This is a genomic window from uncultured Methanobrevibacter sp. (assembly GCF_902788255.1).
GTDB lineage: Archaea > Methanobacteriota > Methanobacteria > Methanobacteriales > Methanobacteriaceae > Methanocatella.
This window is the reverse complement of sequence record NZ_CADAJR010000014.1, coordinates 24,786-48,683: the sequence shown is the minus strand read 5'-3', so window position 1 is coordinate 48,683 and position 23,898 is coordinate 24,786. Positions and strand designations below refer to the sequence as shown.

Annotated in this window: 28 protein-coding genes; 24 read left to right on the top strand and 4 right to left on the bottom strand. The window is 32.1% G+C overall.

Translation table 11 applies throughout. The annotated features are described in order from the left end of the window. The 3 genes from QZV03_RS05160 to QZV03_RS05150 form a co-directional block, all read right to left on the bottom strand. A partial coding sequence (locus QZV03_RS05160; protein WP_296874632.1) for a restriction endonuclease subunit S occupies window positions 1-614 on the bottom strand: 614 nt, incomplete at its 3' end. 5 nt (window positions 615-619) lie between these two features. Continuing rightward, a complete protein-coding gene (locus tag QZV03_RS05155) occupies window positions 620-2,158 on the bottom strand; it encodes a type I restriction-modification system subunit M (protein ID WP_296874631.1) in 1,539 nt (512 codons plus the stop codon). 10 nt (window positions 2,159-2,168) lie between these two features. Beyond that, entirely contained in the window at window positions 2,169-4,961 is a 2,793-nt protein-coding gene (locus tag QZV03_RS05150) for a type I restriction endonuclease subunit R (protein ID WP_296874630.1), read from the bottom strand. 375 nt (window positions 4,962-5,336) lie between these two features. Here QZV03_RS05150 and QZV03_RS05145 point away from each other — a divergent pair, with 375 nt between their 5' ends. The 10 genes from QZV03_RS05145 to QZV03_RS05100 all read left to right on the top strand — a co-directional run bounded on the left by QZV03_RS05145 (window position 5,337) and on the right by QZV03_RS05100 (window position 11,843). Beyond that, window positions 5,337-6,134 carry a hypothetical protein gene (locus tag QZV03_RS05145; RefSeq protein WP_296874629.1) on the top strand — a complete coding sequence of 266 codons (798 nt, stop codon included), beginning with the start codon at window positions 5,337-5,339 and terminating at the stop codon, window positions 6,132-6,134. Between the two features lie 141 nt (window positions 6,135-6,275). After that, window positions 6,276-6,455, top strand: a complete 180-nt coding sequence (locus QZV03_RS05140) for a hypothetical protein (protein WP_296874628.1) — start codon at window positions 6,276-6,278, stop codon at window positions 6,453-6,455. Beyond that, window positions 6,433-6,672, top strand: coding sequence for a hypothetical protein (locus QZV03_RS05135; protein WP_296874627.1), 240 nt, complete (start codon window positions 6,433-6,435; stop codon window positions 6,670-6,672). Before QZV03_RS05140 ends, QZV03_RS05135 begins: the two co-directional genes overlap by 23 nt. After that, window positions 6,673-6,852, top strand: a complete 180-nt coding sequence (locus tag QZV03_RS05130) for a hypothetical protein (RefSeq protein WP_296874626.1) — start codon at window positions 6,673-6,675, stop codon at window positions 6,850-6,852. Next, on the top strand, window positions 6,849-7,190 hold the full coding sequence (locus QZV03_RS05125; protein ID WP_296874625.1) for a hypothetical protein: 342 nt from the start codon (window positions 6,849-6,851) through the stop codon (window positions 7,188-7,190). The genes QZV03_RS05130 and QZV03_RS05125 overlap by 4 nt, the downstream gene beginning before the upstream one ends. 2 nt (window positions 7,191-7,192) lie before the next feature. Further along, a complete protein-coding gene (locus tag QZV03_RS05120; RefSeq protein WP_296874624.1) occupies window positions 7,193-7,891 on the top strand; it encodes a ParB N-terminal domain-containing protein in 699 nt (232 codons plus the stop codon). Continuing rightward, complete coding sequence (locus tag QZV03_RS05115; protein ID WP_296874623.1) at window positions 7,875-9,179, top strand: radical SAM protein; 1,305 nt, start codon at window positions 7,875-7,877, stop codon at window positions 9,177-9,179. The genes QZV03_RS05120 and QZV03_RS05115 overlap by 17 nt, the downstream gene beginning before the upstream one ends. Continuing rightward, on the top strand, window positions 9,154-10,074 hold the full coding sequence (locus tag QZV03_RS05110) for a radical SAM/SPASM domain-containing protein (RefSeq protein WP_296874622.1): 921 nt from the start codon (window positions 9,154-9,156) through the stop codon (window positions 10,072-10,074). Before QZV03_RS05115 ends, QZV03_RS05110 begins: the two co-directional genes overlap by 26 nt. Before the next feature lie 67 nt (window positions 10,075-10,141). Further along, window positions 10,142-10,555: a hypothetical protein gene (locus QZV03_RS05105; RefSeq protein ID WP_296874621.1), complete on the top strand. Its 414-nt coding sequence runs from the start codon at window positions 10,142-10,144 to the stop codon at window positions 10,553-10,555. Then, on the top strand, window positions 10,509-11,843 hold the full coding sequence (locus QZV03_RS05100) for a phage terminase large subunit (protein ID WP_296874620.1): 1,335 nt from the start codon (window positions 10,509-10,511) through the stop codon (window positions 11,841-11,843). Before QZV03_RS05105 ends, QZV03_RS05100 begins: the two co-directional genes overlap by 47 nt. A gap of 53 nt (window positions 11,844-11,896) precedes the next feature. Here the strand turns inward: QZV03_RS05100 and QZV03_RS05095 are convergent, their stop codons facing one another. Then, window positions 11,897-12,145, bottom strand: a complete 249-nt coding sequence (locus QZV03_RS05095) for a hypothetical protein (protein ID WP_296874619.1) — start codon at window positions 12,143-12,145, stop codon at window positions 11,897-11,899. 258 nt (window positions 12,146-12,403) lie between these two features. Here QZV03_RS05095 and QZV03_RS05090 point away from each other — a divergent pair, with 258 nt between their 5' ends. The 14 genes from QZV03_RS05090 to QZV03_RS05025 all read left to right on the top strand — a co-directional run bounded on the left by QZV03_RS05090 (window position 12,404) and on the right by QZV03_RS05025 (window position 23,898). Next, a complete protein-coding gene (locus QZV03_RS05090) occupies window positions 12,404-13,741 on the top strand; it encodes a hypothetical protein (protein WP_296874618.1) in 1,338 nt (445 codons plus the stop codon). Continuing rightward, window positions 13,726-14,565, top strand: a complete 840-nt coding sequence (locus QZV03_RS05085; RefSeq protein ID WP_296874617.1) for a hypothetical protein — start codon at window positions 13,726-13,728, stop codon at window positions 14,563-14,565. Before QZV03_RS05090 ends, QZV03_RS05085 begins: the two co-directional genes overlap by 16 nt. A gap of 195 nt (window positions 14,566-14,760) precedes the next feature. Then, on the top strand, window positions 14,761-15,768 hold the full coding sequence (locus QZV03_RS05080; protein WP_296874616.1) for an XkdF-like putative serine protease domain-containing protein: 1,008 nt from the start codon (window positions 14,761-14,763) through the stop codon (window positions 15,766-15,768). A gap of 51 nt (window positions 15,769-15,819) precedes the next feature. After that, the gene (locus QZV03_RS05075) at window positions 15,820-16,917 is read left to right on the top strand and encodes a hypothetical protein (RefSeq protein ID WP_296874615.1); all 1,098 of its coding nucleotides are present in this window, start codon (window positions 15,820-15,822) and stop codon (window positions 16,915-16,917) included. Then, window positions 16,889-17,170, top strand: coding sequence for a PEGA domain-containing protein (locus QZV03_RS05070; protein WP_296874614.1), 282 nt, complete (start codon window positions 16,889-16,891; stop codon window positions 17,168-17,170). The genes QZV03_RS05075 and QZV03_RS05070 overlap by 29 nt, the downstream gene beginning before the upstream one ends. Before the next feature lie 93 nt (window positions 17,171-17,263). Then, window positions 17,264-17,659: a hypothetical protein gene (locus QZV03_RS05065; protein ID WP_296874613.1), complete on the top strand. Its 396-nt coding sequence runs from the start codon at window positions 17,264-17,266 to the stop codon at window positions 17,657-17,659. Window positions 17,660-17,670: 11 nt separating this feature from the next. After that, entirely contained in the window at window positions 17,671-18,195 is a 525-nt protein-coding gene (locus QZV03_RS05060) for a hypothetical protein (RefSeq protein ID WP_296874612.1), read from the top strand. After that, complete coding sequence (locus QZV03_RS05055) at window positions 18,182-18,652, top strand: hypothetical protein (protein WP_296874611.1); 471 nt, start codon at window positions 18,182-18,184, stop codon at window positions 18,650-18,652. The genes QZV03_RS05060 and QZV03_RS05055 overlap by 14 nt, the downstream gene beginning before the upstream one ends. Before the next feature lie 5 nt (window positions 18,653-18,657). Further along, complete coding sequence (locus QZV03_RS05050) at window positions 18,658-18,822, top strand: hypothetical protein (RefSeq protein WP_296874610.1); 165 nt, start codon at window positions 18,658-18,660, stop codon at window positions 18,820-18,822. Window positions 18,823-18,827: 5 nt separating this feature from the next. Further along, a complete protein-coding gene (locus QZV03_RS05045; RefSeq protein ID WP_296874609.1) occupies window positions 18,828-19,859 on the top strand; it encodes a hypothetical protein in 1,032 nt (343 codons plus the stop codon). Further along, complete coding sequence (locus QZV03_RS05040) at window positions 19,859-20,254, top strand: hypothetical protein (protein WP_296874608.1); 396 nt, start codon at window positions 19,859-19,861, stop codon at window positions 20,252-20,254. The genes QZV03_RS05045 and QZV03_RS05040 overlap by 1 nt, the downstream gene beginning before the upstream one ends. A 104-nt stretch (window positions 20,255-20,358) precedes the next feature. Next, a complete protein-coding gene (locus QZV03_RS05035) occupies window positions 20,359-20,772 on the top strand; it encodes a hypothetical protein (RefSeq protein WP_296874607.1) in 414 nt (137 codons plus the stop codon). 175 nt (window positions 20,773-20,947) lie between these two features. Further along, on the top strand, window positions 20,948-23,143 hold the full coding sequence (locus QZV03_RS05030; protein WP_296874606.1) for a hypothetical protein: 2,196 nt from the start codon (window positions 20,948-20,950) through the stop codon (window positions 23,141-23,143). After that, window positions 23,140-23,898 (top strand): peptidoglycan-binding protein, encoded by a 759-nt coding sequence (locus QZV03_RS05025; protein ID WP_296874605.1) that lies wholly within the window; start codon window positions 23,140-23,142, stop codon window positions 23,896-23,898. Before QZV03_RS05030 ends, QZV03_RS05025 begins: the two co-directional genes overlap by 4 nt.

The window sequence follows — 23,898 nt, the reverse complement described above, 5'->3', positions numbered from 1 at the left end:
TTAAATCTTAATTTCTGTGCGAAAATCTGTTGCATCAAATACTTCTTGAAATCTTGATAATACTTGTATTTCTCACCCAATAACCCAATTTTTAAATCTAATTTATCAAAAATACTACCTATCATCTTTTGTTCATTAGTATCAATTGGTATTTTAATTTTAATCTTTTTTAAATCATTAGCATTAATTGCTGGATAACTAGTGCCTGTACATCTCTTTAAAACATTATTAACAAATTTGGAGTAATGTAAATAATGATATAAAAATTTAGAGTTTATCTTTGACTTTATTTGAGCATAACCTGTTGAAGCAACATAATTATCATTATCAAAATCAAAATATAAATTATTCATTTGATATGGTCTTACAGTTTGAAATAAAATATCTCCAACATCTAAAAGTCTCTGTGCTCTACTAGGAGCATCATCGATACCAATTTTACTAATTTTGGTTAAAATTCCATTTTCAACACTTTCTAAATCAATATAAACAAACTCATTAGGTAAATTTTTAGTTTTTGGATTGATAGTAGAAACATCACTTAATTTCTTAATCCCCCATTCCTCATTAAATCCACTAAATCGTAGTTTTGGAACCATCTTCTCTTCACTCATAGAATTCACCTCAACGAAATAGGTGCTCTAATACCAAGCTCATCACAATATTTCTTGATTTCAGCATCTACTTTTTCCATCTCCAAATCAATTCTGTCCAGTTCATCAACTACTTCATCTAAATCAATTGGTTCTTCCTCCTCAAATGTATCCACATAACGAGGAATGTTTAAGTTGAAATCATTTTCTGCAATTTCTTCTAATGTTGCTTTATGAGAGTATTTTTCAATTTCTTCACGATTTGCATAGGTATTAACAATTTTTTCAATATCTTCTGTTCTTAATTTATTTTTATTTTTGACCTTTTCAAATTCTTTACTTGCATCTATGAATAATATGTCCTGATCATCTTCCCTGCATTTTTTAAACACTGCTACAATTGTTGGAATATTAGTTCCATAGAATAAGTTTGCAGGAAGCCCAATAACTGCGTCTAAGTAATTTTTTTCTTCAACTAAATATCTTCTTATTTTCAACTCCGCAGCTCCTCTGAACAGTACCCCATGAGGAAGCACAACAGCCATTGTTCCACTTTCATTTAAATGATATACCATATGTTGTACAAAGGCATAATCTGCTTTGGATTTAGGTGCTAATTTTCCGTAAGCACTGAATCTAGGGTCATCTAAAAATGAATCTTTTCCACTCCATTTTGCAGAGTATGGTGGATTGGCTACTACTGCATCGAAGAACATATCTTTATGTTGTTCATCTTCTAATGTATCTCCTTGTCTTATATCAAATTCGTCATATTTTACACCATGCAATATCATATTCATTCTAGCCATATTGTAAGTTGTAGTGTTCAATTCTTGTCCGTAGAATTTTGCTACTTTTGCTTCTTTTGAAATCCTGAGTAATAAAGAACCTGAACCACATGCAGGGTCATAAACTGTCTTTATTTTATCTTTTCCAAGTGTAACGATTTTAGCTAAAATTTTTGATACCTCTTGTGGAGTATAGAACTCTCCACCTTTTTTACCAGCTTCAGATGCGAATTGGCTCATTAAATACTCATATGCATCTCCTAATATGTCTGATTCATCTTTATCCAATTCAAAATCAATATCATTTAAAAGTAATAAGACTTGAGATATTTTTTTGTTTTTATCTTTGTCTTTTTTACCTAATTTTTGTGAATCCAAATCTACATCATCAAATAAGTTATTAAAATCATTTTCACTGGCAGTGCCTAATGAAGAATTGGTTATTTCATTAAATGCTTCCCTTAAATCATTTCTGATTGGTTCATCTACTTTACATTTTTTAATAATTGAACTAAATAAATGTTCTGGAGTTATAAAGTAACCTAATCTTTTAATACTGACTTTAGCAAGTTTTTCTTTTAATTTTGCATTTTCACATGCTTCTTGAAAAGTTATTCCATCTACTTTCAATTGTCCATTCAAATAAGTTTCTTGCTTTTCTGACAAGTAACGGTAGAATATAAAACCTAAAATATAGTTCTTATACTCATTCGCATCCATATTTCCTCGTAATTCATCTGCAATTGCAAATAATTTTGTTTCTAAATTTGTAGCCATTGTTTTTCACCTAGTTAAAATTAAAAGTATCAAATATTTCTAAAATTTCAGCTTTTACTCTTTCAAGTTTGTCTATTTTATCCATGAATTTTAATTCTTTGTCTTTAAAGGCAGATTCTAGCAAATCTTCATCTATTTTATCTGCAAATTCAAATTCGCTTAAAATTTCTCTTGTAATTTCTTCACTTAATTGTTCTTCATCAATTAAATCACAGATAGCTTGTCTTCTTTCACTATTAATATAGTTGTCAAATTCTTCTTTAATGTTCAAATTATTGTCCCTAATACGATTAAGATGTTCGTCCATGAATTTTTCCATCAATTTAATCTTGCTTCTGAGATGAACAGTGTTTTTCATCATTTTAATGATTTTTTCTCTTTCTTCAGGATATTTATCTTCAGTATTTATATTTTCGAGTAATTCTAAAATATAATCTACATTGATTTTATCAGTTCTAAGTAGGTCTAATACAAATTCGACATCATCTATTATACTACCTTCACCGCCTTCATCATCGCCACCCTCGGTGATAAAAGTTTCAATTATATCAAGATAAGCACCAGTAAAATCTTCATATTCCTGTTCATCAATATCTAAATCATCGAAAGTGAATTGTGAAAATGTATCCAATTTATTCTTTGTTTTTGCTAATTTATTAAATCCTTCAATGAACTGAGCGATTTGTTTTTCACTTTCTAACTCATAAGCTTCTTGGGCTGTTTTAACTATCTCGTATAATTTTTCTAAATCTTTATTAAATGTTTCTACAAGTGCTTCATAAGCAGGCAATAATATGCATTCAATAGGAGCATTATCTGAGAATAATGCAAGTGCTTTATCAACTTCATCAGGGAAAGGTCTGTCAAAACATATTATATTTCCATGTGATTTACGGTCATTGTATATTCTGTTAGTTCTTGAAAATGCTTGTAGCAATCCGTGGTATTGTAAGTTTTTATCAATATATAATGTATTTAACTTTTTACTATCAAAACCAGTTAAAAACATGTTTATGACCAGTAATAAATCGATTTCACGAGTTTTCATTCTTTTACAAACATCTCGGTGATATTCTCTCATAGTCGAAGTATCAAAGTTAGTTCCAAACATTTCATTGTAATCGGCCATATATTCATCTAATTGTTTTTGAGGATGTTTTTCTTCAAAAGCTTGATTTGGATCATATGTAAAAATGGTTGCTACCTTGAAATCCAATTTTCTTTCAGCGATTTTGTCTTTAAACAATTTATAATAATCATGTATAAATCCAGTTGGATTATCCTTAGATTTTGGTGAAACCGCAAAAATAGCATTGAATTCTCTACCTTTTGTTTTAGCATTATAACTATCAAGAATATAGTCCACAATTATATTTAATCTGTCAGGATGAGCATAAGCTTCATTTTCTTTGATAGATTTCACTTGCTCATCTATTATGTCATCTTTTGCTTTAATTGTATTATAATAGTCTATTGAGAATCCTAACACGTTATGATCAGCGATTGCATCTTTAATCATATAAGTGTGTAATCTTTCACCGAATATCATTTTTGTAGTCTTGTGACCAAAAGCATTGTCCCTAAATATTGGAGTTCCTGTAAATCCAAATGATAAGCAGTTTTTAAAGAAATTACTTATATCTTGTTGCATTTTGCCGAATTGGCTTCTATGACACTCATCATAGATAAGAATGATATTCTCATCTTTAATTTTTTCAAGTTTTTTTCTAGTATTTTTTCTATTAACTGCAATTGATAATTTTTGAATGGTTGTTGTAATAAGTTTATTTTTATCACTCAATAGGTTTTTAACCAATGCTCCAGTGTGCTCTGATGTTCCTACGCAGCCTGGACAGAATTTACCAAATTCCTTGTTTGTTTGGTCATTTAAATCTCTTCTGTCAACTACAAATATTACTTTGTGGATTGATGGTTCTTCTGCTAATAATTGGCTAACTTTGAATGAAGTCAATGTTTTACCACTTCCTGTTGTGTGGTAGACATATCCATTTTGTTTATTTTCTAATGCTTGTTTTAATACGGCATCTACTGCATTCTTTTGGTAAGCTCTAAGTACCATCAATTGTTTTGATGATTCATTGAGCACCATGAATTTAGAAATCATTTTAGCAATATTGCAAGGTTCTAAAAAATCTTCTGTAAATTCTTTTAATGAATGAATGTTTTTATTGTTTTTATCTTTCCAGTAGAATGTATATCCAAAATTAACTTCACTAGGTCTGCCATTACAAAAATACTTTGTTTGATTACCATTACTTACAATAAATATTTGGATATAATTAAATAAATTATCATAAGAATATTCCATATATTTTTTTACTTGATTAAAAGCCTTTGAAATTGGCAATCCTCTTTTTTTAAGTTCAGTTTGAACCAAAGGCAAACCATTAATTAATATTGTAACATCATATCTATATTCGTGTTCTTTTCTCATTGTAATTTGATTTGACACTTGAAATATGTTTTTACACCAATCTTTTTGGTTTAAAAATTTAATTGATACTGCAGTGTTATCTTCTCTTTTAATTGTATATTCATCTCTTAATTTTTCTGCTTTATCATATATTGAACCTGAATCTAAATATAATAATATTTTATCAAATTCTTCATCAGTTAATGGTTTTCCATCAAGTTCTTTTTTATTTAATTTTTCTAACTGGATTTTAAAATTAGCATTTAACTGTTCTTCATTTTTTATTTTGATTCTTTCATAGCCCATGCTTTCTAGATATTCAATAAATCTATCCTCAAGCATGGCTTCACTTTCTACTTTTACAGACATAGCGACTCACCCAAAATATGCAGTATTGTTATATAGTTATGTTTATGTGTAATCTGTTATAAATTTTAGTTATAATATTTAAACTTTGAGTTTATGTAAATTAGTTCTTATTTTCAATTATAAATAATATAAACAAAAAATATTGTATTGGAAACACGAAAGTAGTTTGGCGACTCACTTTTTTTGTTTTCCGATGGAAATAAGTCAGACCACATAGTAAAACTGCTAAACTTAACCTTTAACTGTTTATTATCCAATTTTCAGACTTATTTCCATTTTATCCCTTATGTTCCTTTTTTTGATGTGCCGAAAACAAATGTATTCGGTGATATAATGAAATTAATTGAAATTACTTCTATGTGAGGTATCGGAACTATGACACTTCACATAGCATTAGATGGGATAGATGGGCTTGGAAAGACCACTCAAGTAAAAAAGCTCAAAGAATTTTTAACAAAGAAGTCATATAATGTTAAGACTTTAATCCCAGTTCAAGACAAAACAATTCTATCTATATTAAATAGCTATAATTTAACACTCTCGGAAATGGCATTATTAACAGCCATAGACAAGAGTTTAACAAGTAACTGGGAAAATCTAGACCAGTACGACATCGTATTGTGGGATACAAATATCCTACACAGTCTTGCATACCATACCAATGGAGATGTTAAACCATCATTTATCAAACAGATAAACAGATTTTCTCCTGAAATGGACATTATCATTGTCATTCAGCACTGCGAATATATGCAAGAACAGAATTTCACCCATAGATTGCAGTACGATTTAATTCAGAAATTTGACAAGCTTGTTGAAGAATATCAGAATGCCTATGCTATTGACTATATTCCAGATAAACCTGATCAGATGTTTACCGAGATTGTTAGGCTCATTTTCGATGTACTACCAACTTGCAACTGGTGTGGTAGATTGTTTACCAAATCTGTTTCTAATAAGAAATATTGCTCAAAAGAGTGTAAGGATTATGCCAAAGAAGAGCAGAACAGAAATAACTTCAGGATTTACTACAACAGATACAAGGATACAATGAGCGAGTCCAAGAGAGGTGCATTGGGAAGTAAAGGTGCAAATCTTCACGGCAGGGCAAACAATGACCACGAAGTTGAAGCGAAGTTGATAGCAAATGAAAAAAGGAGATTAGGTTTGTAGAATTTCATTAATCTAATAAGAATAGCATTTAAAAATTTTTATATTTTTATTATAGTTTTTAGTGAAGAGGTGTCAAGGTCAATGGCGAATAAACCTTATTCAAACTTAATATGCCCAGTATGTGGAGTTAAAGGTGATTTTATGCGAGATGACAATGAGGAAGTGTTTTGCAATCATTGTGGTTTGGTAATTGAGTCTCCATATCCTTATAGTGCAGGTATCAGATTTAAGACATTGAATGACATCTTACTTGATGAAAAAATCAAAAGAATCAAAAATTCTCGATGGAGGAGAGAAAATGACAGATTTAAAAAGTTTTAAAAAATACAGTTGGATAATCAGTGGAATATTTGCCATTTTAGTGTTTATAAGTGGATTAACTGCCAATGACATTAGTTTCTTGCCAACCAAATATCAGTCAGTTGCAGTTGGGATAATTGGAGCTTGTGCATTACTGGTCAAAATCATACCTGAAAATTACCGTGTAACTCGTGCTGAAGACATTGTAAAAGCAGAATATGAAGAAGATGGGTGTTAAATGAATAATATTGAAAAGGAGTATGTTCCTACCTGTGCAGATTGCAAATATGCGGATTACTACATAAATTGGTGGGAATACCCTTATTTTGACCCTAGATGCAGAATCACTAAAAATCAGATAAAGGACACTGATTTGGCTTGCGAACACTTTAAACTCATAGGGAGACTAAGCAGATGAAAAAGCAATTAACCGAGATTATTCCATGGAGAAGAACAATCTGGACATATGGATTCGTGAAGACCACATTGTCAAGTTCTTTAATATCAACTGGTGTTGTATTAATCTTCAACGGAATAACGGAACACCCATTATTCAATGGACTAAATGAAATAGCAATTTTCAGTGGTTTTCTAGCAATTATCTTGGCGATTGTAGTTATTACCAGTATTGACAGATACAAAGAGAAAACAAAAAGAGCAGAACTAGAAGCAATCGACCAACAAATTGATGAGCGAGCACTTGAAATTGCAGAAGAAAAAGTTTTAGAATATCTTGATAAAATTGAAGGTGATTAATTATGGTGGAAATTGAAAAAATCAAAATTACTGACATTATTCCTGCAGACTACAATCCTAGATTTATATCAGAGTCAGAGACAACTAAACTCAAAAACTCATTGGCTACATTTGGACTAGTTGATCCAATTGTAATAAATCTGAAGAACAATCATATCATTGGCGGTCATCAGAGGTTTGATGTACTCATTGACCAGCACCTTGAAGATGACAAAATCTTTGATGAACTGAACATTATCAAACTAGGAGACATCGGTTGGGTGTTTACAGATACCGATTTGAAAATAGAGTCAGATGACCACGAAAAAGCACTCAATCTAGCACTCAATAAGATTTCAGGTGATTGGGATTATGATAAATTAACTAATCTATTTAGTGATTTGAAACTAAGTGATTTAAATGTTGAACTAACAGGTTTCGATGATACTGAAGTTGAAGTGTTGTTAGATGATTTTGAATACAATGAAATCTTTGAAGATATTGATGCAGGAGTAGAAGAGCCTGATGAAGAGCTGGAAGTCATTCAAGACAATCAAAAGGACCATAATATTGTCTATATATCATTTATCGACATGGAAAAAGCCAATAAGTTCTTAGAAATAATTGACCACAATACATTTTTCCGTGAAGATAGCTTTAAAAAGATTGTAGTTGATGGAGACGAACTAGTTGAGAGGTTAACAAATGAAGAATCAGAATAGACAACCCGAAAAGAATTACCAAGGAATAACATTGAAGACCAAGTACGAGTCTTGTTTTATGCCTATCCTCCTTGATGATTATACATTCTGCAGTTACAACTGTCTTTACTGCGATGCCAATGCAAGAAAATCAATCAATCTACGTGCTAAAAAGCAGGGAAACATTGTTAAACACGACTCCATGCCATTAAGGACTATTGACCCTGATTTGATAAAAAGAGTTTTCACTGCAATATTAAATGGTGGAGAAATCCCTAAAACATACAGGTTCCTTGAAAAGTATGTGAAAAACAGAAAGATGATTCAATTCGGTACCGTTTCAGACCCATTCTGCAATAATGAAAGAAAATATGGAGTAACATATGAGCTGCTTGAATTCTTTGATGAAATTGACTATCCACTGACCTTTTGCAGTAAAGGTTCTATGTATACTAAGCCAAAGTATATGAATATTATCAAAAATCACAGCCATAACTGGCATTTCAGGATAGCTATATCAACCTCCAACGATTTAATTGCTCGTAAGGTTGAAAGAGGAGTGCCTTCACCTACTGAAAGATTTAACAACATTAAAAAACTCTCCAAGAACGGTATCAAAGTAACTCACATTATCCGACCACTAATTCCAGGATACAGTGATGTTAAGGGATTAGTTACAAAGGCAAAAATGAGTGGAGCTTATGCTTGTAAAATCAGAGATTTGTTAGTTAAACCAGTATTACCTGAATTCTATAAAAATAGAATGTTAAAACTATCAGAAATCACTGGAGTGGACTTATACGATTTGTATACCAAAAAAAGCCAAGAAGAACGAGATAAAATATTGCAACCCTATTACGATGAATTTATTGAAACCTGTCGGAAATTGAAATTATACTATGCATGCAATAAGTCTAGACAAATCTACACCCCTAGTTACTGTTGTTGTGCTATTCCTCCTGATATGCATAAATATCTGTATTTCGGTAATTTTACACATGCGGTTGAACAAGCCCAAAGAAGAAAATCAGATATTATAACTTTCAAAGATGTTGGTAAATATTCAAAGGAATGTTTTAAGGGTGTCGAGTCAGAGGTTTCTGCATGTATAGCTGATTCTAGATCAAAGGCGCAAACACTCAATATGGACTGCCATGACTTTACACGATGGTGTTGGAATAATCCACGGAAAGTTGAATTAAGGACTAGAAATCATGTGGAAAAGGTAGGCATCGATGAAAATGGTGATAACTTGTATCGTGTCAAGGAATTAGAGGGATGGTATGAAAAGGACAAACAGACAGACTAAACCTCACAATGCGGTGATAGAACTGACATATGGGTGTAACCGTAGATGCAAGTTATGTTTTCGGCAAGTAAGACATCTCAAAAGAGATGAATATTACTTTATGACATTGAGTACTGCTAAAAAGATTGCAGATAGTCTGAAAGTATTTGAACCAATGAGGTTGCAGTTCGATTACAGAGGAGAACCATTATTGAATCCTAATTGGAGAAAAATCTTAGGATTATTTAGAAAAACCTTGCCAAAATCACAGATTCATCTGATAACAAATGGAGATTTTTTAGATATTGCAACTGCAAAGGAATTCTTTGAAGTAGGTGGAAACATCTTATCTGTGGATTGTTACGATGGAACTTTTGACGAGAGAGTTGAATATTACAAATCCAACAAATATTTTAAAGTACATATTGATGGAGAAACAGACTTCAAACCTTACGAAAGACATAATCCAAATACCACACACGAAATGGTTTTAATTCCTGATAACTTTGCAGTAAACAAAAAAGGATTGAGGACTTGGAATAATCTTGCTGGAAACTTAGATTTCAAAAGTGCTTCAAAATTAGGTTATGAACCTCTTGAAAAACCATTGTTTAAACCTTGTATACTCCCATTTAAAGACTTGGTGATAAGATACAATGGAGATATCAGATTATGTTGTTTAGATGGAGAGAATAATGCCAGTATCTTTGGCAACATTCATAATACTGACATTGAAGAGTTTTGGTATAACAACAGGAGATTAAATCTCATTAGAACTTTGTTGTATAACAAATTAAGAATTCACCCTCCTTGTAATCGCTGCGACTATGGAGTAGGAGGTGTTTTCAGTTTCATTCCAAAGTATAAGGCAATACCTGAAGATAAGATTGAGAGATTGAAAGAGAAATATTACTGACTTGCTTTTTTCACTATATAATATATCCTTTTCACTAAAAAGCAAGTCTTATTAAAGGAGATTGATTATGGCAAAGTTCAACGATGAAACTATTCAAATTATTTTAAAAGCTCGTGAGTCTGGTCTTAATCAAAAGGAATGTGCAGAGGTTGCAGGGATAAATGAAGCTACATTGTATAAATGGCTTAACAAAGGTAAACAAGCAAAGAGAGGCAAATACAGAGATTTCTACAATGACTTTCAGATGGCTAAGAATAGGAACAAATTATTTCACTTAAAGAAAATCCATGAAGCTGAACAATGGACTGCATCGGCTTGGTATCTAGAAAGAGTTTATCCTGATGAATTTGGTAGAAAAGACCGTATGGACTTAAATCACGACGGAAAATTGGAAGTAGAAAGCAAGAAAAGTCTAGAAGAAAAAAGGATTGAAAATGAAAATTACTTTAAAGAGCTTGAAAGAGAATTGGATGAATTATAGAGTGGATTTCAAATCAACAGTGATAGACAATCCGTATATACCACATAAACCATTTCTAAATCAGGTTCATTTTCTAACTCACCCCAGTGAAGAATTACTTTATGGAGGACAGGCCGGAGGTGGAAAGTCTGATGCTCTCCTAATGTCAGCATTGCAGTATGTTAGTGAACCTGACTATTCAGCTTTAATCCTAAGGAAAACATATCAGGATTTATCTAGACCTAATGCTATCATGGATAGGGCGAATAAATGGCTCTCCACTCACGATGAGTTACATTGGAACAGTAATACAAAGACTTGGACATTCCCAAGTGGAGCCACATTGAGCTTTGGATATCTAGCCCATAATAATGATCTCGACCAGTATCAAGGTGCAGAGCTACAATTCGTGGGATTCGATGAGCTTACACAATTCCCTGAAAATCAATATACTTATCTCCACAGTAGATTGAGGAAACTTGAAGATAGTGATGTTCCAATTAGAATGAGAGCAGGGACAAACCCAGGAGGACGAGGTCATGACTGGGTGAAAGATAGATTCATTAAAGATGATGCCCCAAATCCTTTCATTGCTTCCAGCTATTTAGACAATATATTTTTGGATAGAGAACAATACGGTCATCAGCTAGACAAACTTGATGAATTAACAAAGCTTCAGCTAAAATATGGTGATTGGGATGCAGTTCTCAAAGAGGGATTATTAATTAGAAGAGAGAGATTGAATAGTGCCTTAATATCATATGAGAACACCTACAAGACTTGGCAACCAACTTTCAGTGCTATCGGAATTGACCCAGCAAGTACAGGTTCTGATAAATTTGCTATGTCCTGTCTAGTGTACTTTAATAATGGAAAATTGGTATTGGTAGACTTAGATGCCACACCTTCAGCTTTTCCTGAAGAAAGATTAAGAAACTTCATAATAAGAAATTCTAAGTGGAATCCATATGTAGTGAATTTTGAACAAGAACCAGGAAGTGATTCTACATATGCCCTCAAACACTGGCAAGGAGTATTAAAGGATTTAATAGCTAAATATGGATTAATAGTGAAGAAAACACAATCAAGTAATTCTAAGTACAATAGAGCAAGACCTACTGCGAATCTCATTAGACAAGATAGATTGTATTTTGATAATAGAATTAATCCTGATAGATTAAGAAGTTTATTCAATCAATATGTTTATATTCACCCTGATAAAGAAATAATGAAAGAATATCCATCTCCAGATGAATTAGATAGTTTAGGATATGCTTTTATGGAAATACAAAATGTAATAAGATTATAATCATTAACTGATAATCTAATCTTAAAATTGAATGTGAATGATTATTAATTATTTTAACCTAAAAATTGATTTAAAACTTCATAAACATCTTCTAAATCAACACTACCAGTTATTATAGTTATTGAATTTGAATTAATCTGTACTTCATGAATAACTGTATAAGGATAACAATATTTGGTAGAAAATGATTTTACTGCAAAGTAACTATCAGAAACGACAATTAAACTGCCTTTAACTGAACGATAGCCACCTATTTTCACGGTTACATCTTTATTTAAATATTTTTTTAATAAATCTTTCATGATTAAATTTTTATTTTACCTATATATAAATTTGTAAAATTAATTTATTTTTTCTAATAGGTTTCATTATTTGAAATCTCACTATTTTTATTAGAGTATATATTGAAGGTGCATTGATTTACATAAACAAACTTTTCAAATAATGTTACCGAATTTACATAGAGAATATACCACAATTTTTGCAAAGTGTCTAACCATATTGATTTTCCTTCCGTAATGTACCTTCATCATTCTAATAATTATTTTGAGCTGATAAATATGAAGATTAACTTTTCTCGATTGAATAACGGTTTAGAAATAAACAAACAACAAATCCAATCGAGTATAGCACCAAAAACAAGCAAAGAAGATAAGGATTACAAATACAGGATTGACCCAATTGTCCCTGTTGGAATAGCACAAAATTTAATCCTGCAGAACAATAGGCTTGATAAGGCAATCCGTATCCTAGCTCAAGATGTAATCCTTAATGAGATAACCTATCTAACTGATGAAGAATCAGAGATAGAAGAAACCGTTGCTAAATTTTGGAAAAATAATATTAATGAATTATACAAACAACTTCAGGAATTCTATTCCTATGGATTCGGTGCTTCTGAAATAATATTCGATGAAGAAACTGGTCTACCAATCAAGCTATATCAAATCCCTGCCGAAACATTGTTCATCAAACAGGATTCAAACCGAGATGGTACTTACAGTTATTATGCTATCCAAAAAGTCGATGGAAAAGCAGATGTGAAGATGAAACTAAGCAGATTCCAATACGATGAAGAGGATAGTGATCTACCTACATGCTTTTGGTTGGGAGGTGGAAAGACTTCTGAGTTTTATGAAATCCCTTATTGGCTACCTGCATTCAACAGTATAGCTGCCAAAGTAGCATTAGATGAATTAAATGCTAAAAAGATTAATGAGGGAAATTTAATGAGTGGAATACTTGTTATTCGCAGACCTCCTGCTTTCGAGGGACAGAAAGAAGAAACTAAAAAAGACCTTGAAGAGCAGATGAAAGACGCAGGAACTGGAATACTGACTCTTGATTTAGAGAGTTTTAATACAGAGATTCCATTGGAAGTCAGTTATGTACCAATTTCAGAACAAAACTATTCCTACCTATCAGAATTGGCTGATAGGTGTGATGAAGACATTCTTGCCTGTTTTAGCATTCCGAAAGTCAGGCTAATGATTGATGATGTAACAGAGTCAATGAATTCTCAAAAATCAAATACAATCTACGAGATTTATACAAAATCGCTGGAGAACGAGCAGTTACCGTTTGAAATTGAAATCAACAAATTTAACCGAAAATACTTCAAATACAACGGTGTAGTAGATATTGAAACTCCAATATTCAGTGATAAAAAAGATGTGGAAGTCGGAAGTATTTTAAATCTATTCAATAACGGAATTCTAACACTTGGAGAGACAATAAAAGCTGTAAGTGTATATTACCCTAAATTGCAATTGGAATATAATGATGCTAACCCATTGTTTAATGAAAGATACTACAATGGCAGGTTGTTAGGCTTGACCGATTATTCTGAAGATGACTTAAATGAAGCGAATGAGGTTATGACATGGCTTCAATCCTAAACAGGAAATATTGGGAGAGAAAATCACTCATTGAAAAACAACAGAATCAATTGAGTGCATATTATATCCAAGTCTACAACAACAATATCATTGATCAGTATGTTGAAGATTACATAAATGATAAACCGGCAGCTAAACCTACCCAAGCAATGTTGTACGGTGATTTATATGTCCTAAACAAACCTACGGTATACAAACAATATAACAAAATCATAAACTCAAAATATACATCTAATTCAGCACTACAACATATGTTCATCAAGAATAAAGCCAATTCGAGATTGAATACAATTGTAGAAACAGAATTAGATAGAATAACCAAAAATTTAAATTATACTGAAAAGGTATTGGGAAAATATGAATTAAACCTTAAAGAATACCAAAAAATAGCTAAAAGGGAAAAGAAGATTGCAAATCGTAAAAATATAATGGAAAAATCAGTAAAAGATGTCGATTTCATTCGTAGTAAATTTGGCATAAACATTCCTTCTAATGATTTTAATTACAGAGATTTAACTCCTACTGCTGAAGCAATGAATAGGCAAACTCAAATGGATGCCAGTTGGGAAGAATGTGATGCTATCAATCAGGAAGCAAGAGAAAAAGGATTAAGTGATGTTTACACACAGAAAGAATGGATTTGGACTAATGAAGGTCAGACTACAAGGCATTCTGCTAATGATGGTCAGATAGTTGATTTCTATGAACCGTTCCAATGTATGCACGATGTAACTGGTGAAATTGAACCTTTAATGTATCCTTGCGACCCAAATGGCAGTTTTGAGAATACATGGATATGCTATTGCCAATTCAGAGCATTCTAATCTATATAAAACTATTTACTTTTAGTACAAAATTAACCTACATTAATTATTTGATTGATTTGATTTAATTCCAATGACTTGTTTTATAGCTTTTCATTATTTTAATCAAATCATTGTTTATTTTTAATCGTGACATAGCTGTATTTTTTCTAGTTTAAATCTAGGAGCTATGAAAACTGTAAGAGAGGCATTTAATTGAACGAAGCAACTTATATCACTGGTGTTGTTATTGCTAATGGTGTTCCAGACAGTGATGGCGATTGCCTAGATAAAAAAGACATCAAAAAGATTTTTACAAAGTATCTAGACAGAGCTACTGATGTAATGCACACTAGAATCAAAAACGAGGGTGTCGAAGTCCTTGCAAACTGGATTACTGAAACCGACACCGAACTCAATGGTAAAATTGTTCCAGCTGGTTCTTGGATGGCAACTTTTGCAATAACTAATGAAGAATTACTATCTTCAATAAACGATGGTAGTATTCAAGGTTTAAGTCTTGGTTCTGTTTCAGAAGATGCCATGACTAAGAAATATTGGTTTATTAACAAATCTATTCACTATCAAGACTTAGATGATATGGAAGAAGTTATTCCATTGTTTATTAGTTTTGTAGACAAGGGAGCAAACCAATATGGCTTGGAAATAATGGATTACAACGTTTACATCAATAAAAATGATAAAACTGGTGAAAAAATGACTAATGAAAATAAGAATGAAGAACCAATGATTCCGATATCATCTCTTGCTAAACTTCGTGATATCTTCAGTATCAACAAAAGCGAAACTGAAGATGAAGAAAAGCCTGATGAAACAGATATCGACAAAGATGAAACTGTTGAACAACCACCTGTTAATGAAGATATCACCAATAAAGATTTATTGGAACAGTTACCAGGTGCAGTAGCTCAGGCAGTTAAAGAAGCAATTACAGAAGCAGTATCAAAAAGTGGAACTGACCCTAATATTGATAAAGCTGATGAAGAGGAAGAAAAAGAAGATGATGTTGAAATCAACAAATCTAAACAAGATAAAGATGATGACTCAGATGAAGAGACCAACCCTGAGGAAGATAAAAAAGACGATGTTGATATTAACAAAAGACAAACTTCTATGACTGATGTAGCAGTCGATATGACTCCCCCATCTGATTTCTATGAAAGAACTGGTAGAGATCACTTAGGAAGAAAAATTAGAAGTTAAATTACATTAACCATATTTTATAATTTAAATTTACAATAAGAGCTGATAAATATGTCTGTACAAGTTGTTACAAGTGAAACTATTGAAAAAAACTTGCCATTTATCTTAAAATGGTCTAAAAGCCCAAGAAATAATGGAGGAGCTATCAACCCAGGTTGGAAACAACAAACTGAAATTGATAGGTTCTTAGAATTGGTGGAAAACACCCCATCTATTTTAAACGATGCTAGGTTCATTCAAATGGAAAGTATTGAACACGATATCAGTTATCTTCGTGTTAAAGCAAGATTACAATCCATGAAAAAACTTAGTGGGGAAAACAAAGGTGCTCCATTACAAAAAGAGTACACTACTGATTTAGATGAAGTAGTTCCTGAATTTAGTAGAAATAAACTTGAAGCTGAACCGTTCTCAATATTTACATACACTAGCAAATTATTCTTAAAAACAAACATCGAAAAAGAGAGCTTTTTACCACATATGGAAGCTATCCTTGCCGAAAGAGCAGGTTACAGTGCAGAAAACATTGGTATGTATGGTATCAAAAACGATAACACTACCGATACAGATGGTATCCACCAAATAAATGGAATATTCAAACAATTGGAAGATATTGCCAGCACATATGAAACCAATGTAGCCAAAGACCGTAGAGCACCTATGGGATATTATCATGACATTGACGCAAGTAAAGATTTAGTCAAACAAATCAAAAGAATGATAACCCAATTCACTAAACAAAAAGGGAAAAGAGCTAAGGCAAAAATCTATGTTTCTACTGAACTAGAAGGATTGCTCATTGAAGAAGCTGATCAAAGACCAACCGAAAGAGGAGATAACCTTTATTTCGATGATAACGGTCAATTAACATTATGGGGTGTTCCGATAGCACAAGCTGATTTCCTTGATGAACCAGATAATGGCTACGAGGAACAAATTTTAATGGCTGACCCTGATTCTATTGTTTTCGGTTTCTTAAATGAGATTGAGTCTGAAAACGATTATGAATTATCTGCAAAAGCATACTTATCTACAGTCGATGTGTATTTCGATGTTTTAATCTTATACAATAAGGATGTACTCGCAGCTAAAATCAAAAATATCCCTTCTGCAGTGATTGATGATGAAGAAGGTGAGGTTACTCCCTAATAATGAGGTAAATCCTGAAACTCGCAACATAAACTTCATCATCAACGATGGAACAGATGCAATCAAAGGTGCAAGTGTATCAATTGGTGAGATTACAGGAACTACTGGTTCTGCAGGTGGCTGTACATTACACAATGTATCTGATGGAGAACATTCAGCAATTGTTACCGCAGATGGTTACACATCTAAAACCGAGACCATTACTGTAAGTGCAAATGCTACTACATTTACTATCAGTTTAGAAACAGAATAATTTTTCAAGGGATTTTTCTAGGTTGAATTAACCTATTGAATTATCAAACCTTTGATTAATTATTTTAATACTTTTTTAAAAGGTCGTGTTTTAATGGAACAAGAAACAATAATTAAAGAAGTGTTATTTAAACTTGATAATTGGGTTGTAGAGAATATAGATAAAGATGGCGATTTAATCGAAAGTAGTTCATTAGAATATGATGACATGGATTTCAATAAAAAAGTAACCAACGATGAAATTCTTCATTTTTACGATGTGGCTACCAATTATGCTTTATCTTACACTCAATTAACTGATTTCAATGATGTACCTATAAGTGATACTGCTTTAATCTTATGGACTGCAGGTTTACTTTGGCGAAAATATGATGTTAGACCAAATGACCAAATAGATGAAACCTATTCAATCGGTTATGGTGATTCATTGATTATACAAGCCAAAGAGATGTTAAAGCCATTTAAAAAATACAATTTTAATATTTTCTAAAAGGTGAAAATATGGGTGCTTGGAGTGAATTAGATACAAAGGTGAATGTATCATTAGATACTAGTGAGTTAGAAGATTTAATTCAAATTTTAGGTGAAGACCCAATATTCGCACCTGCTGTTGAGATTGCAGAGAGATATAAAAAAGGTTTAGAAGATGGTTCAAAATTAGGAGCAAGAAAAATAGCTGAAACAAATAAGTCATTACAGGAATTGGCGATTGCAACTAATGCTACATTTACCAATGCAGGTGGTGGTTTATTAAGGAGTATTGAGATTCAAGAAGAGTCTGATACCTCATTCATTATAGGAACAAACATCACTCATTTTTATCCTTTATGTGTGGAAAAAGGAAGAGGTGAAGTTAGACCAATAAAGGCAAAAGCTTTACACTGGTTTACATTATCAGGTGATGAAGTGTTTAGTCAATACAGTTCTCCTGCTCCTCCAAGACCTTTTGTAAAACCTGCTTATGAAGAAACAACCAATAGAGCAGTAGATATTGTTAAAGAGGCGATTTTCGATGCTACTCAGTGATGAAATAATTCTCAAGATATTATTACAAGCTAAAAATGATGGTAATCCATTATTAAAACATTTCAAGATTGGATATCCATCTAAAAATGTAGTTCAAGAAAGCAATAATATCTTTGTGGGAGCAGTAGATACTGAATCAAACATAGAAGGATTTGAATTTTCTAGTTTTACTGATTTAGTGGAAGTCCTGATAGTTACTAAGAACAGAAACTACACCGAATCAATAAAAATCATTAAAATCGTGTCTAAGGAAATTGCAAAACTAATCTATCAGAACAATGATTTATTTGATAACAAGCCAATTATTAGGAATTTAACACCTGAATACAATAGGGATTTTGTCCTAACAAGAGGACATTTAAGAATTCAAGTTAAATCCAATCCCGAATCATTAGTTCCAAGTGAAGATGAATATGCATTATGTAATATTTTACTAGAAAAAATAGAAGAAAAGTGATTTTTATGTCTAAATTTGATTTAAATCAAGAATTAAAGGATTTATCTTGTCCTGATATGTTTAAATCAGGTTTAAATGTCTACATTATGATTAATAAAATCGAGATAAATACCAAAAAAGAATTCGATAAAATTGTTAAAGAGTATGCGAATTTGAAAATAGGAGGTTAAAAAACATGGCTACTTTACCAAAAGTACAGGTGTTTAATAAGAAAAACCCTGTCAAAAGCAAACCAGGACTTGCATCTAAAATAGCAGTAATTGGAGCTTTTGAAGAAGATGTTACTGATCCAGTATTATGCGTAAATATTGATGAAGCACATGAAAAACTGGGAACAGATAAAACCTATAATGGTGTATCCTGTTTAGAATACTTATTCTATGGAGCTTCAAGTGTTTTAGCTGTAAATACAACCAGCAGGTCAGGTTCAGGTGCAAATGTTTCTATCGATAAAAGTTTGACTCCTGATAAATTAACAACCGCATTGTCTAAAATCAGTGGTGAGGACTATGATATGATATATATTGCGGAAATCATACCTAGCACATTAATAGGGATTATAACCAAATTTTTGGATAATCGTTATTTAAACAAGTTTCCAACTGGTTATGTTTGCTATAAAGATTTTGAAGCAAATCTAGCAGGAAATTTCTGTTACGGATTGATTACTCAAAAATTAACTGTCAACGGAACACTGTTATCTGAAGTAGATAGTGGAGCTTATTATTGTGGTCTTTTGGCAAGTTTAAATGTAGGAAATTCAATGACAATGAAAGTTGTTCCACAGGTAACTGGTATAGAACCAGAATTATCCTTTGAAACAGGTCAACCCGGTGCTACCTTACTAGCCGATGGAGTTACATTATTTAAATGTCAGGACAGAGCCAACGACAAATATGTAGTTGTCAACAGTGAATTACCAAATGGATATGATTTATACATCAATCGTACTCGTGATTTCGTTGTAAAAGAGATGAGTCTACATCAATTTTTGGGAGATAAAAACAGACAAGCAACCTTAAATGAAATCAAACAGGAATTGGATAGAGTCAAAGATAGATGTGTAAATACATTAGATTTACTGGAAGACATTGAATACAATGTAGTAAAGAAAAGCCCAAGTTGTGTTGATATTAACATTACTAAACTGTTATTTGCAGGAATAATCACTGAAATCGATGTTTACATCACTATTGAGGTGGAATAATGGCTAATAAGGAAGTTATAATTAATGGTAAAAAAATGATGTATGGAACATCAGCTAAAGCAAGTCCTGAAACCAATACTTCAAGTACTTCCACTTTCGATGGTGTAGTGAATGAAGGACTTGATGAAGTGCCGTGGAGTCTTGAATTTTCAAAATTAAGGTATGAGGGATTGACTTCACACAGAGAGATGTCAGAAACATTAGATAAGATGATAAGCACTCCTGCAATGGTTACCATCAGAGAAACTGTCATCACTCCTGATGAATCATACACCATTGTAGATAATTACTTCAATTGTTTAGTAAATGGTAACGATTATGAAGTAAAGCCTGATGAAAAAACCGTTGAAAATATCAAGATTAAAGCAAGTAGAAGAGAAAGAAAATATGAATAAAACAGTTTAAACATTGTTTTATTCATTCTTTTTTTTTAAAAAATTTTTAAACAATTTATTTTTATTTATATTGATTTATCATTCATATTTAGGAGATTTAAAAGATGTCTGTTGAAAAGGAAAAACAAAAAGAATTGGAACATTTACAACAAGAAGATGAGATTTTTGAATTAGATCAAATAATCACTGAGGGAACAAATGCTAAAATCCCATTCACATTCGTTTATCCAAATACTACAAAAAAGGTTGGAGTTTTAATAAGACCATTATCAACAAACGAATATCAAAAAGCCATACTGTCAAGTAAAAGATTAAAAACTAACCTATTAATTGAATTGGCTAAATTAGGTGTTTATAAACTCGATGAATCCAAATTCCCTGATGATTTACTTGCATCATTACCTGCAGGAGTAATAACAAGAATTACAAATGAAATTAACAGAATAAGTGGTGTAGAATTGATGGATACATCAGAAGATGCCCAACAACAAATATTCGATGATTTAATGGGGTTTTAGACCTAAAAACTGGAAAATTAAAACATTTAACTCAATTATATATTGCAGGACACAGATTAAACAACGGAAATATTGAAAATTTGACAATTTTACAACAAATAGCAATAATATGTATGAAAGAAATTAGTAGAGAACATAGCTTGAAGAATAAAGCATTTTTAGTGGTTGATTAAAGATGGCAGATAATAACCTAGATATTAACATTAAAGCAAGAGCCGACAAAACCGAAGTTGAGGATTTGTCAGATGCAATAGCTACATTAAAACAAAATGAAGAAGATGTAGAAATTGATGTTAATGTTGATAGTTCAGAAGTAGATGAAGCAGAATCATCCGTTGAAGAGCTTGATACTTCAATGGAAAAAGCTTCAGATAGTTCTGATAATTTGTCCTCATCACTAAATAATGTTGATGGTACACCTCTCTCTGAATTAGGTGAGAATGCACAAAAAGCCCAATCAGATGTCGACGGATTGAGTAATAGTTTGGAGTTGATTGAGGCAGGAACCTTAATGAATATAGCAGGCGAATTGTCAAGCTTAGGTGCTAATGCAGAAAATATGGCTCAGGAAATGAATACTGCAAGTATCAATGTAGGACAACTAGCTATCCAAACAGGTGTTGCAGAACCTCAGTTAATTAGTTTAATCAACAATATCTCAAATGCTTCATTTCCCAACAATGAAGCAATGTTATATGTTAAAAGCCTTGATCAAATAGGTGTATCTAGTGGAAATCTTGCTAAATCAGCAACCGACATCGATTCAATAAACGATGCTTTTGGTCTTGGAGCTGAAAAAACTAACAGTTTGGGACAGGAATTGAGTGTTTTAGGTGTAGATATGAACAATGTATCTTCATCTTTCAATGCTTTGGCTTATGCTAATGCTAATACTGTTGGAGGAATGGAGAATTACTACAATTTTCTTAGAAAATATGATGCTCAATTCAATGAATTAGGTTTCAATGTAGACCAAGCATCAGTCATTATTGCAGGTGCTACTCAAAAGTTCGGTGGTGGTAAAGCTGCATTGAGTGGTTTATCAAATGCCTTAAAAGAGTCCAATGGAGATGCAAGAGCTTTGGAAGAAGCATTAGGTTTACAAGCTGGAAGCATTGAAAATGCATCTAAACTCACTGGAGAATATGAGGGTCAGTTGGAAGCAATGGCAGATGAAGAGACGGAACATAAAACCATCTTAGAACAAATCAATGCAGCCTGGGAAGATATGAGCTTGACTTTATCCCCAGTCCTTGCTCCTTTAACAAGCTTTTTGGGATTGATTGGTCAGGCAGGTTCTTTTGCAGTTGGAATAAACGGGATTGTTACCCTTGCAGGTTCGCTGAGAACATTGGAATTATCACAGATTGCAAGTACTATTGCCACTAAAGCAGGGGCAGCTGCCCAATGGCTATTAAATGCTGCGATGGATGCCAATCCAATAACATTGATTGTTCTAGCAATAATTGCATTGATTGCAGTTTTAGGTTATCTTTACTTCAATAACGAGCAGGTTAGGGCTGCAATAGATGGTTTAGGTCAATCCTTTATTTTAGCAGGTCAAATAATCTATACTTCTGTTATAAACTTTGTAAATTGGGTAATAAGTTCACTGCAAAACCTTTACACATATATCACAACATTAGGTGGATTATTACAATCCAATGTTTCAATAACTGGTAATAATATTGTCGATGGTGTAATAGGTGTAATGATTTTTATTGCAACTCTTCCATTCCAATTAGCAATGATATTCACTAATATGATTGCTAAAACACTAGGCTTTGGTAATAATTTTGTCCAGAGAATGTTTAGTGCTGGAGTAAATTCAGTTACACGATTTATGGGTCAAATATCAAGTATGCCATCTAGATTTGTAGGAGAATTGAACAGTATGTTAAGTGCTGTAGGACAATGGGCTGCAACATTACCTGCTAAATTTTGGGAAGCAGGTGTAAATGCAGTTAAAAATTTCCTCAACGCATTGGGCATTCATTCTCCAGGGATTATGCAGATAAAATTGCTTAAGGAGATGGAAGATACGGGTGAGAGAATACCAACTTCAAGCCAAAATATCATTCGTAATCTTGGAAATGTTGGAAAAGATGCTGTTAAATCATTTGGGAACCCTAGATTCAATGTAGGTTTCAATACGGATAATTTAAATGATATAAAATCATCTAATTTTGAGTTTTCTAACGATAATTTATTAGAATTGTTAACAGCCACCAGTGATAATAAAAGTGGTAATGTTTTAAATCTCACTTTAAATGTTGGAACCGTTGATAAAAGAGAAAGAATTGAAGAAATCATTGAAGTTATTCGAGAGTACATATTTTGGGACAATAAAACAGCAGGGAGGACAGTATGAGTTTTTTTAGTGTGATAAGTGCTGATGAAATTAGTAAAGGTTCAACCCCAATGGCTTTAAAAGTTATCCAAGACAAAGGTGTTGGAGTAACACCTGATCTAAGAATTATTGTTAATGACTTGAATGAGGGAAATAAACAATTTTTAAACAATGGTTACGGTGGAATCTCATTTAAAATTGATGTAATAATCAATAAAAATGATATGTTTGGTAATACAACAGTTCTTGAAAAGTTACACGAATGGATGACAACTATGACTCCATTATATGTAGTTACGGAAGCAATTGACATCAAAAATGACAGATACATCATTTCTAAAAACAGTGATAGAAAGCAGACTTACCGTGATAATACTGTTTGGTCATTGGAATTTATTCAATTTAAAGGAATTAACATTACTAAATTCAAAAATGATAATTCTTATGTTAATAAAGCCAAGAAAAATTATGCAAAAGCAAAAAAGAAAGCAAAAGCCAGTAAAAAATCAAAGGCAAACAGTACCAACAAGAATAAATTGAAAAAATGTAAACTCTCAAATCTGAAATATGGTTTAAAAAAGAGTAATTGTGTTAAATACATGCAGAAAGTGTTGAAAAAGAAAGGATACTTGACTAAAAAGCAGGTAGATGGTTATTTTGGACCTGTAACAAAGACTGCACTTAAACAGTTCCAGAAGAAATATAAAAAGAAATACAAGTTAAAAGCAAATGGGAAGGTTGATAAGGCAACTTTAAAAGCATTAATCAAGGTATAA

Bases quoted from the DNA above. Each gene is read 5' to 3' on its own strand.
- QZV03_RS05155 (WP_296874631.1), bottom strand. From the start codon at position 2,158: ATGGCTACAAATTTAGAAACAAAATTATTTGCAATTGCAGATGAATTA.
- QZV03_RS05150 (WP_296874630.1), bottom strand. From the start codon at position 4,961: ATGTCTGTAAAAGTAGAAAGTGAAGCCATGCTTGAGGATAGATTTATT.
- QZV03_RS05145 (WP_296874629.1), top strand. From the start codon at position 5,337: ATGACACTTCACATAGCATTAGATGGGATAGATGGGCTTGGAAAGACC.
- QZV03_RS05140 (WP_296874628.1), top strand. From the start codon at position 6,276: ATGCGAGATGACAATGAGGAAGTGTTTTGCAATCATTGTGGTTTGGTA.
- QZV03_RS05135 (WP_296874627.1), top strand. From the start codon at position 6,433: ATGACAGATTTAAAAAGTTTTAAAAAATACAGTTGGATAATCAGTGGA.
- QZV03_RS05130 (WP_296874626.1), top strand. From the start codon at position 6,673: ATGAATAATATTGAAAAGGAGTATGTTCCTACCTGTGCAGATTGCAAA.
- QZV03_RS05125 (WP_296874625.1), top strand. From the start codon at position 6,849: ATGAAAAAGCAATTAACCGAGATTATTCCATGGAGAAGAACAATCTGG.
- QZV03_RS05120 (WP_296874624.1), top strand. From the start codon at position 7,193: ATGGTGGAAATTGAAAAAATCAAAATTACTGACATTATTCCTGCAGAC.
- QZV03_RS05115 (WP_296874623.1), top strand. From the start codon at position 7,875: ATGAAGAATCAGAATAGACAACCCGAAAAGAATTACCAAGGAATAACA.
- QZV03_RS05110 (WP_296874622.1), top strand. From the start codon at position 9,154: ATGAAAAGGACAAACAGACAGACTAAACCTCACAATGCGGTGATAGAA.
- QZV03_RS05105 (WP_296874621.1), top strand. From the start codon at position 10,142: ATGGCAAAGTTCAACGATGAAACTATTCAAATTATTTTAAAAGCTCGT.
- QZV03_RS05100 (WP_296874620.1), top strand. From the start codon at position 10,509: ATGAAAATTACTTTAAAGAGCTTGAAAGAGAATTGGATGAATTATAGA.
- QZV03_RS05095 (WP_296874619.1), bottom strand. From the start codon at position 12,145: ATGAAAGATTTATTAAAAAAATATTTAAATAAAGATGTAACCGTGAAA.
- QZV03_RS05090 (WP_296874618.1), top strand. From the start codon at position 12,404: ATGAAGATTAACTTTTCTCGATTGAATAACGGTTTAGAAATAAACAAA.
- QZV03_RS05085 (WP_296874617.1), top strand. From the start codon at position 13,726: ATGGCTTCAATCCTAAACAGGAAATATTGGGAGAGAAAATCACTCATT.
- QZV03_RS05075 (WP_296874615.1), top strand. From the start codon at position 15,820: ATGTCTGTACAAGTTGTTACAAGTGAAACTATTGAAAAAAACTTGCCA.
- QZV03_RS05070 (WP_296874614.1), top strand. From the start codon at position 16,889: ATGATGAAGAAGGTGAGGTTACTCCCTAATAATGAGGTAAATCCTGAA.
- QZV03_RS05065 (WP_296874613.1), top strand. From the start codon at position 17,264: ATGGAACAAGAAACAATAATTAAAGAAGTGTTATTTAAACTTGATAAT.
- QZV03_RS05060 (WP_296874612.1), top strand. From the start codon at position 17,671: ATGGGTGCTTGGAGTGAATTAGATACAAAGGTGAATGTATCATTAGAT.
- QZV03_RS05055 (WP_296874611.1), top strand. From the start codon at position 18,182: ATGCTACTCAGTGATGAAATAATTCTCAAGATATTATTACAAGCTAAA.
- QZV03_RS05050 (WP_296874610.1), top strand. From the start codon at position 18,658: ATGTCTAAATTTGATTTAAATCAAGAATTAAAGGATTTATCTTGTCCT.
- QZV03_RS05045 (WP_296874609.1), top strand. From the start codon at position 18,828: ATGGCTACTTTACCAAAAGTACAGGTGTTTAATAAGAAAAACCCTGTC.
- QZV03_RS05040 (WP_296874608.1), top strand. From the start codon at position 19,859: ATGGCTAATAAGGAAGTTATAATTAATGGTAAAAAAATGATGTATGGA.
- QZV03_RS05035 (WP_296874607.1), top strand. From the start codon at position 20,359: ATGTCTGTTGAAAAGGAAAAACAAAAAGAATTGGAACATTTACAACAA.
- QZV03_RS05030 (WP_296874606.1), top strand. From the start codon at position 20,948: ATGGCAGATAATAACCTAGATATTAACATTAAAGCAAGAGCCGACAAA.
- QZV03_RS05025 (WP_296874605.1), top strand. From the start codon at position 23,140: ATGAGTTTTTTTAGTGTGATAAGTGCTGATGAAATTAGTAAAGGTTCA.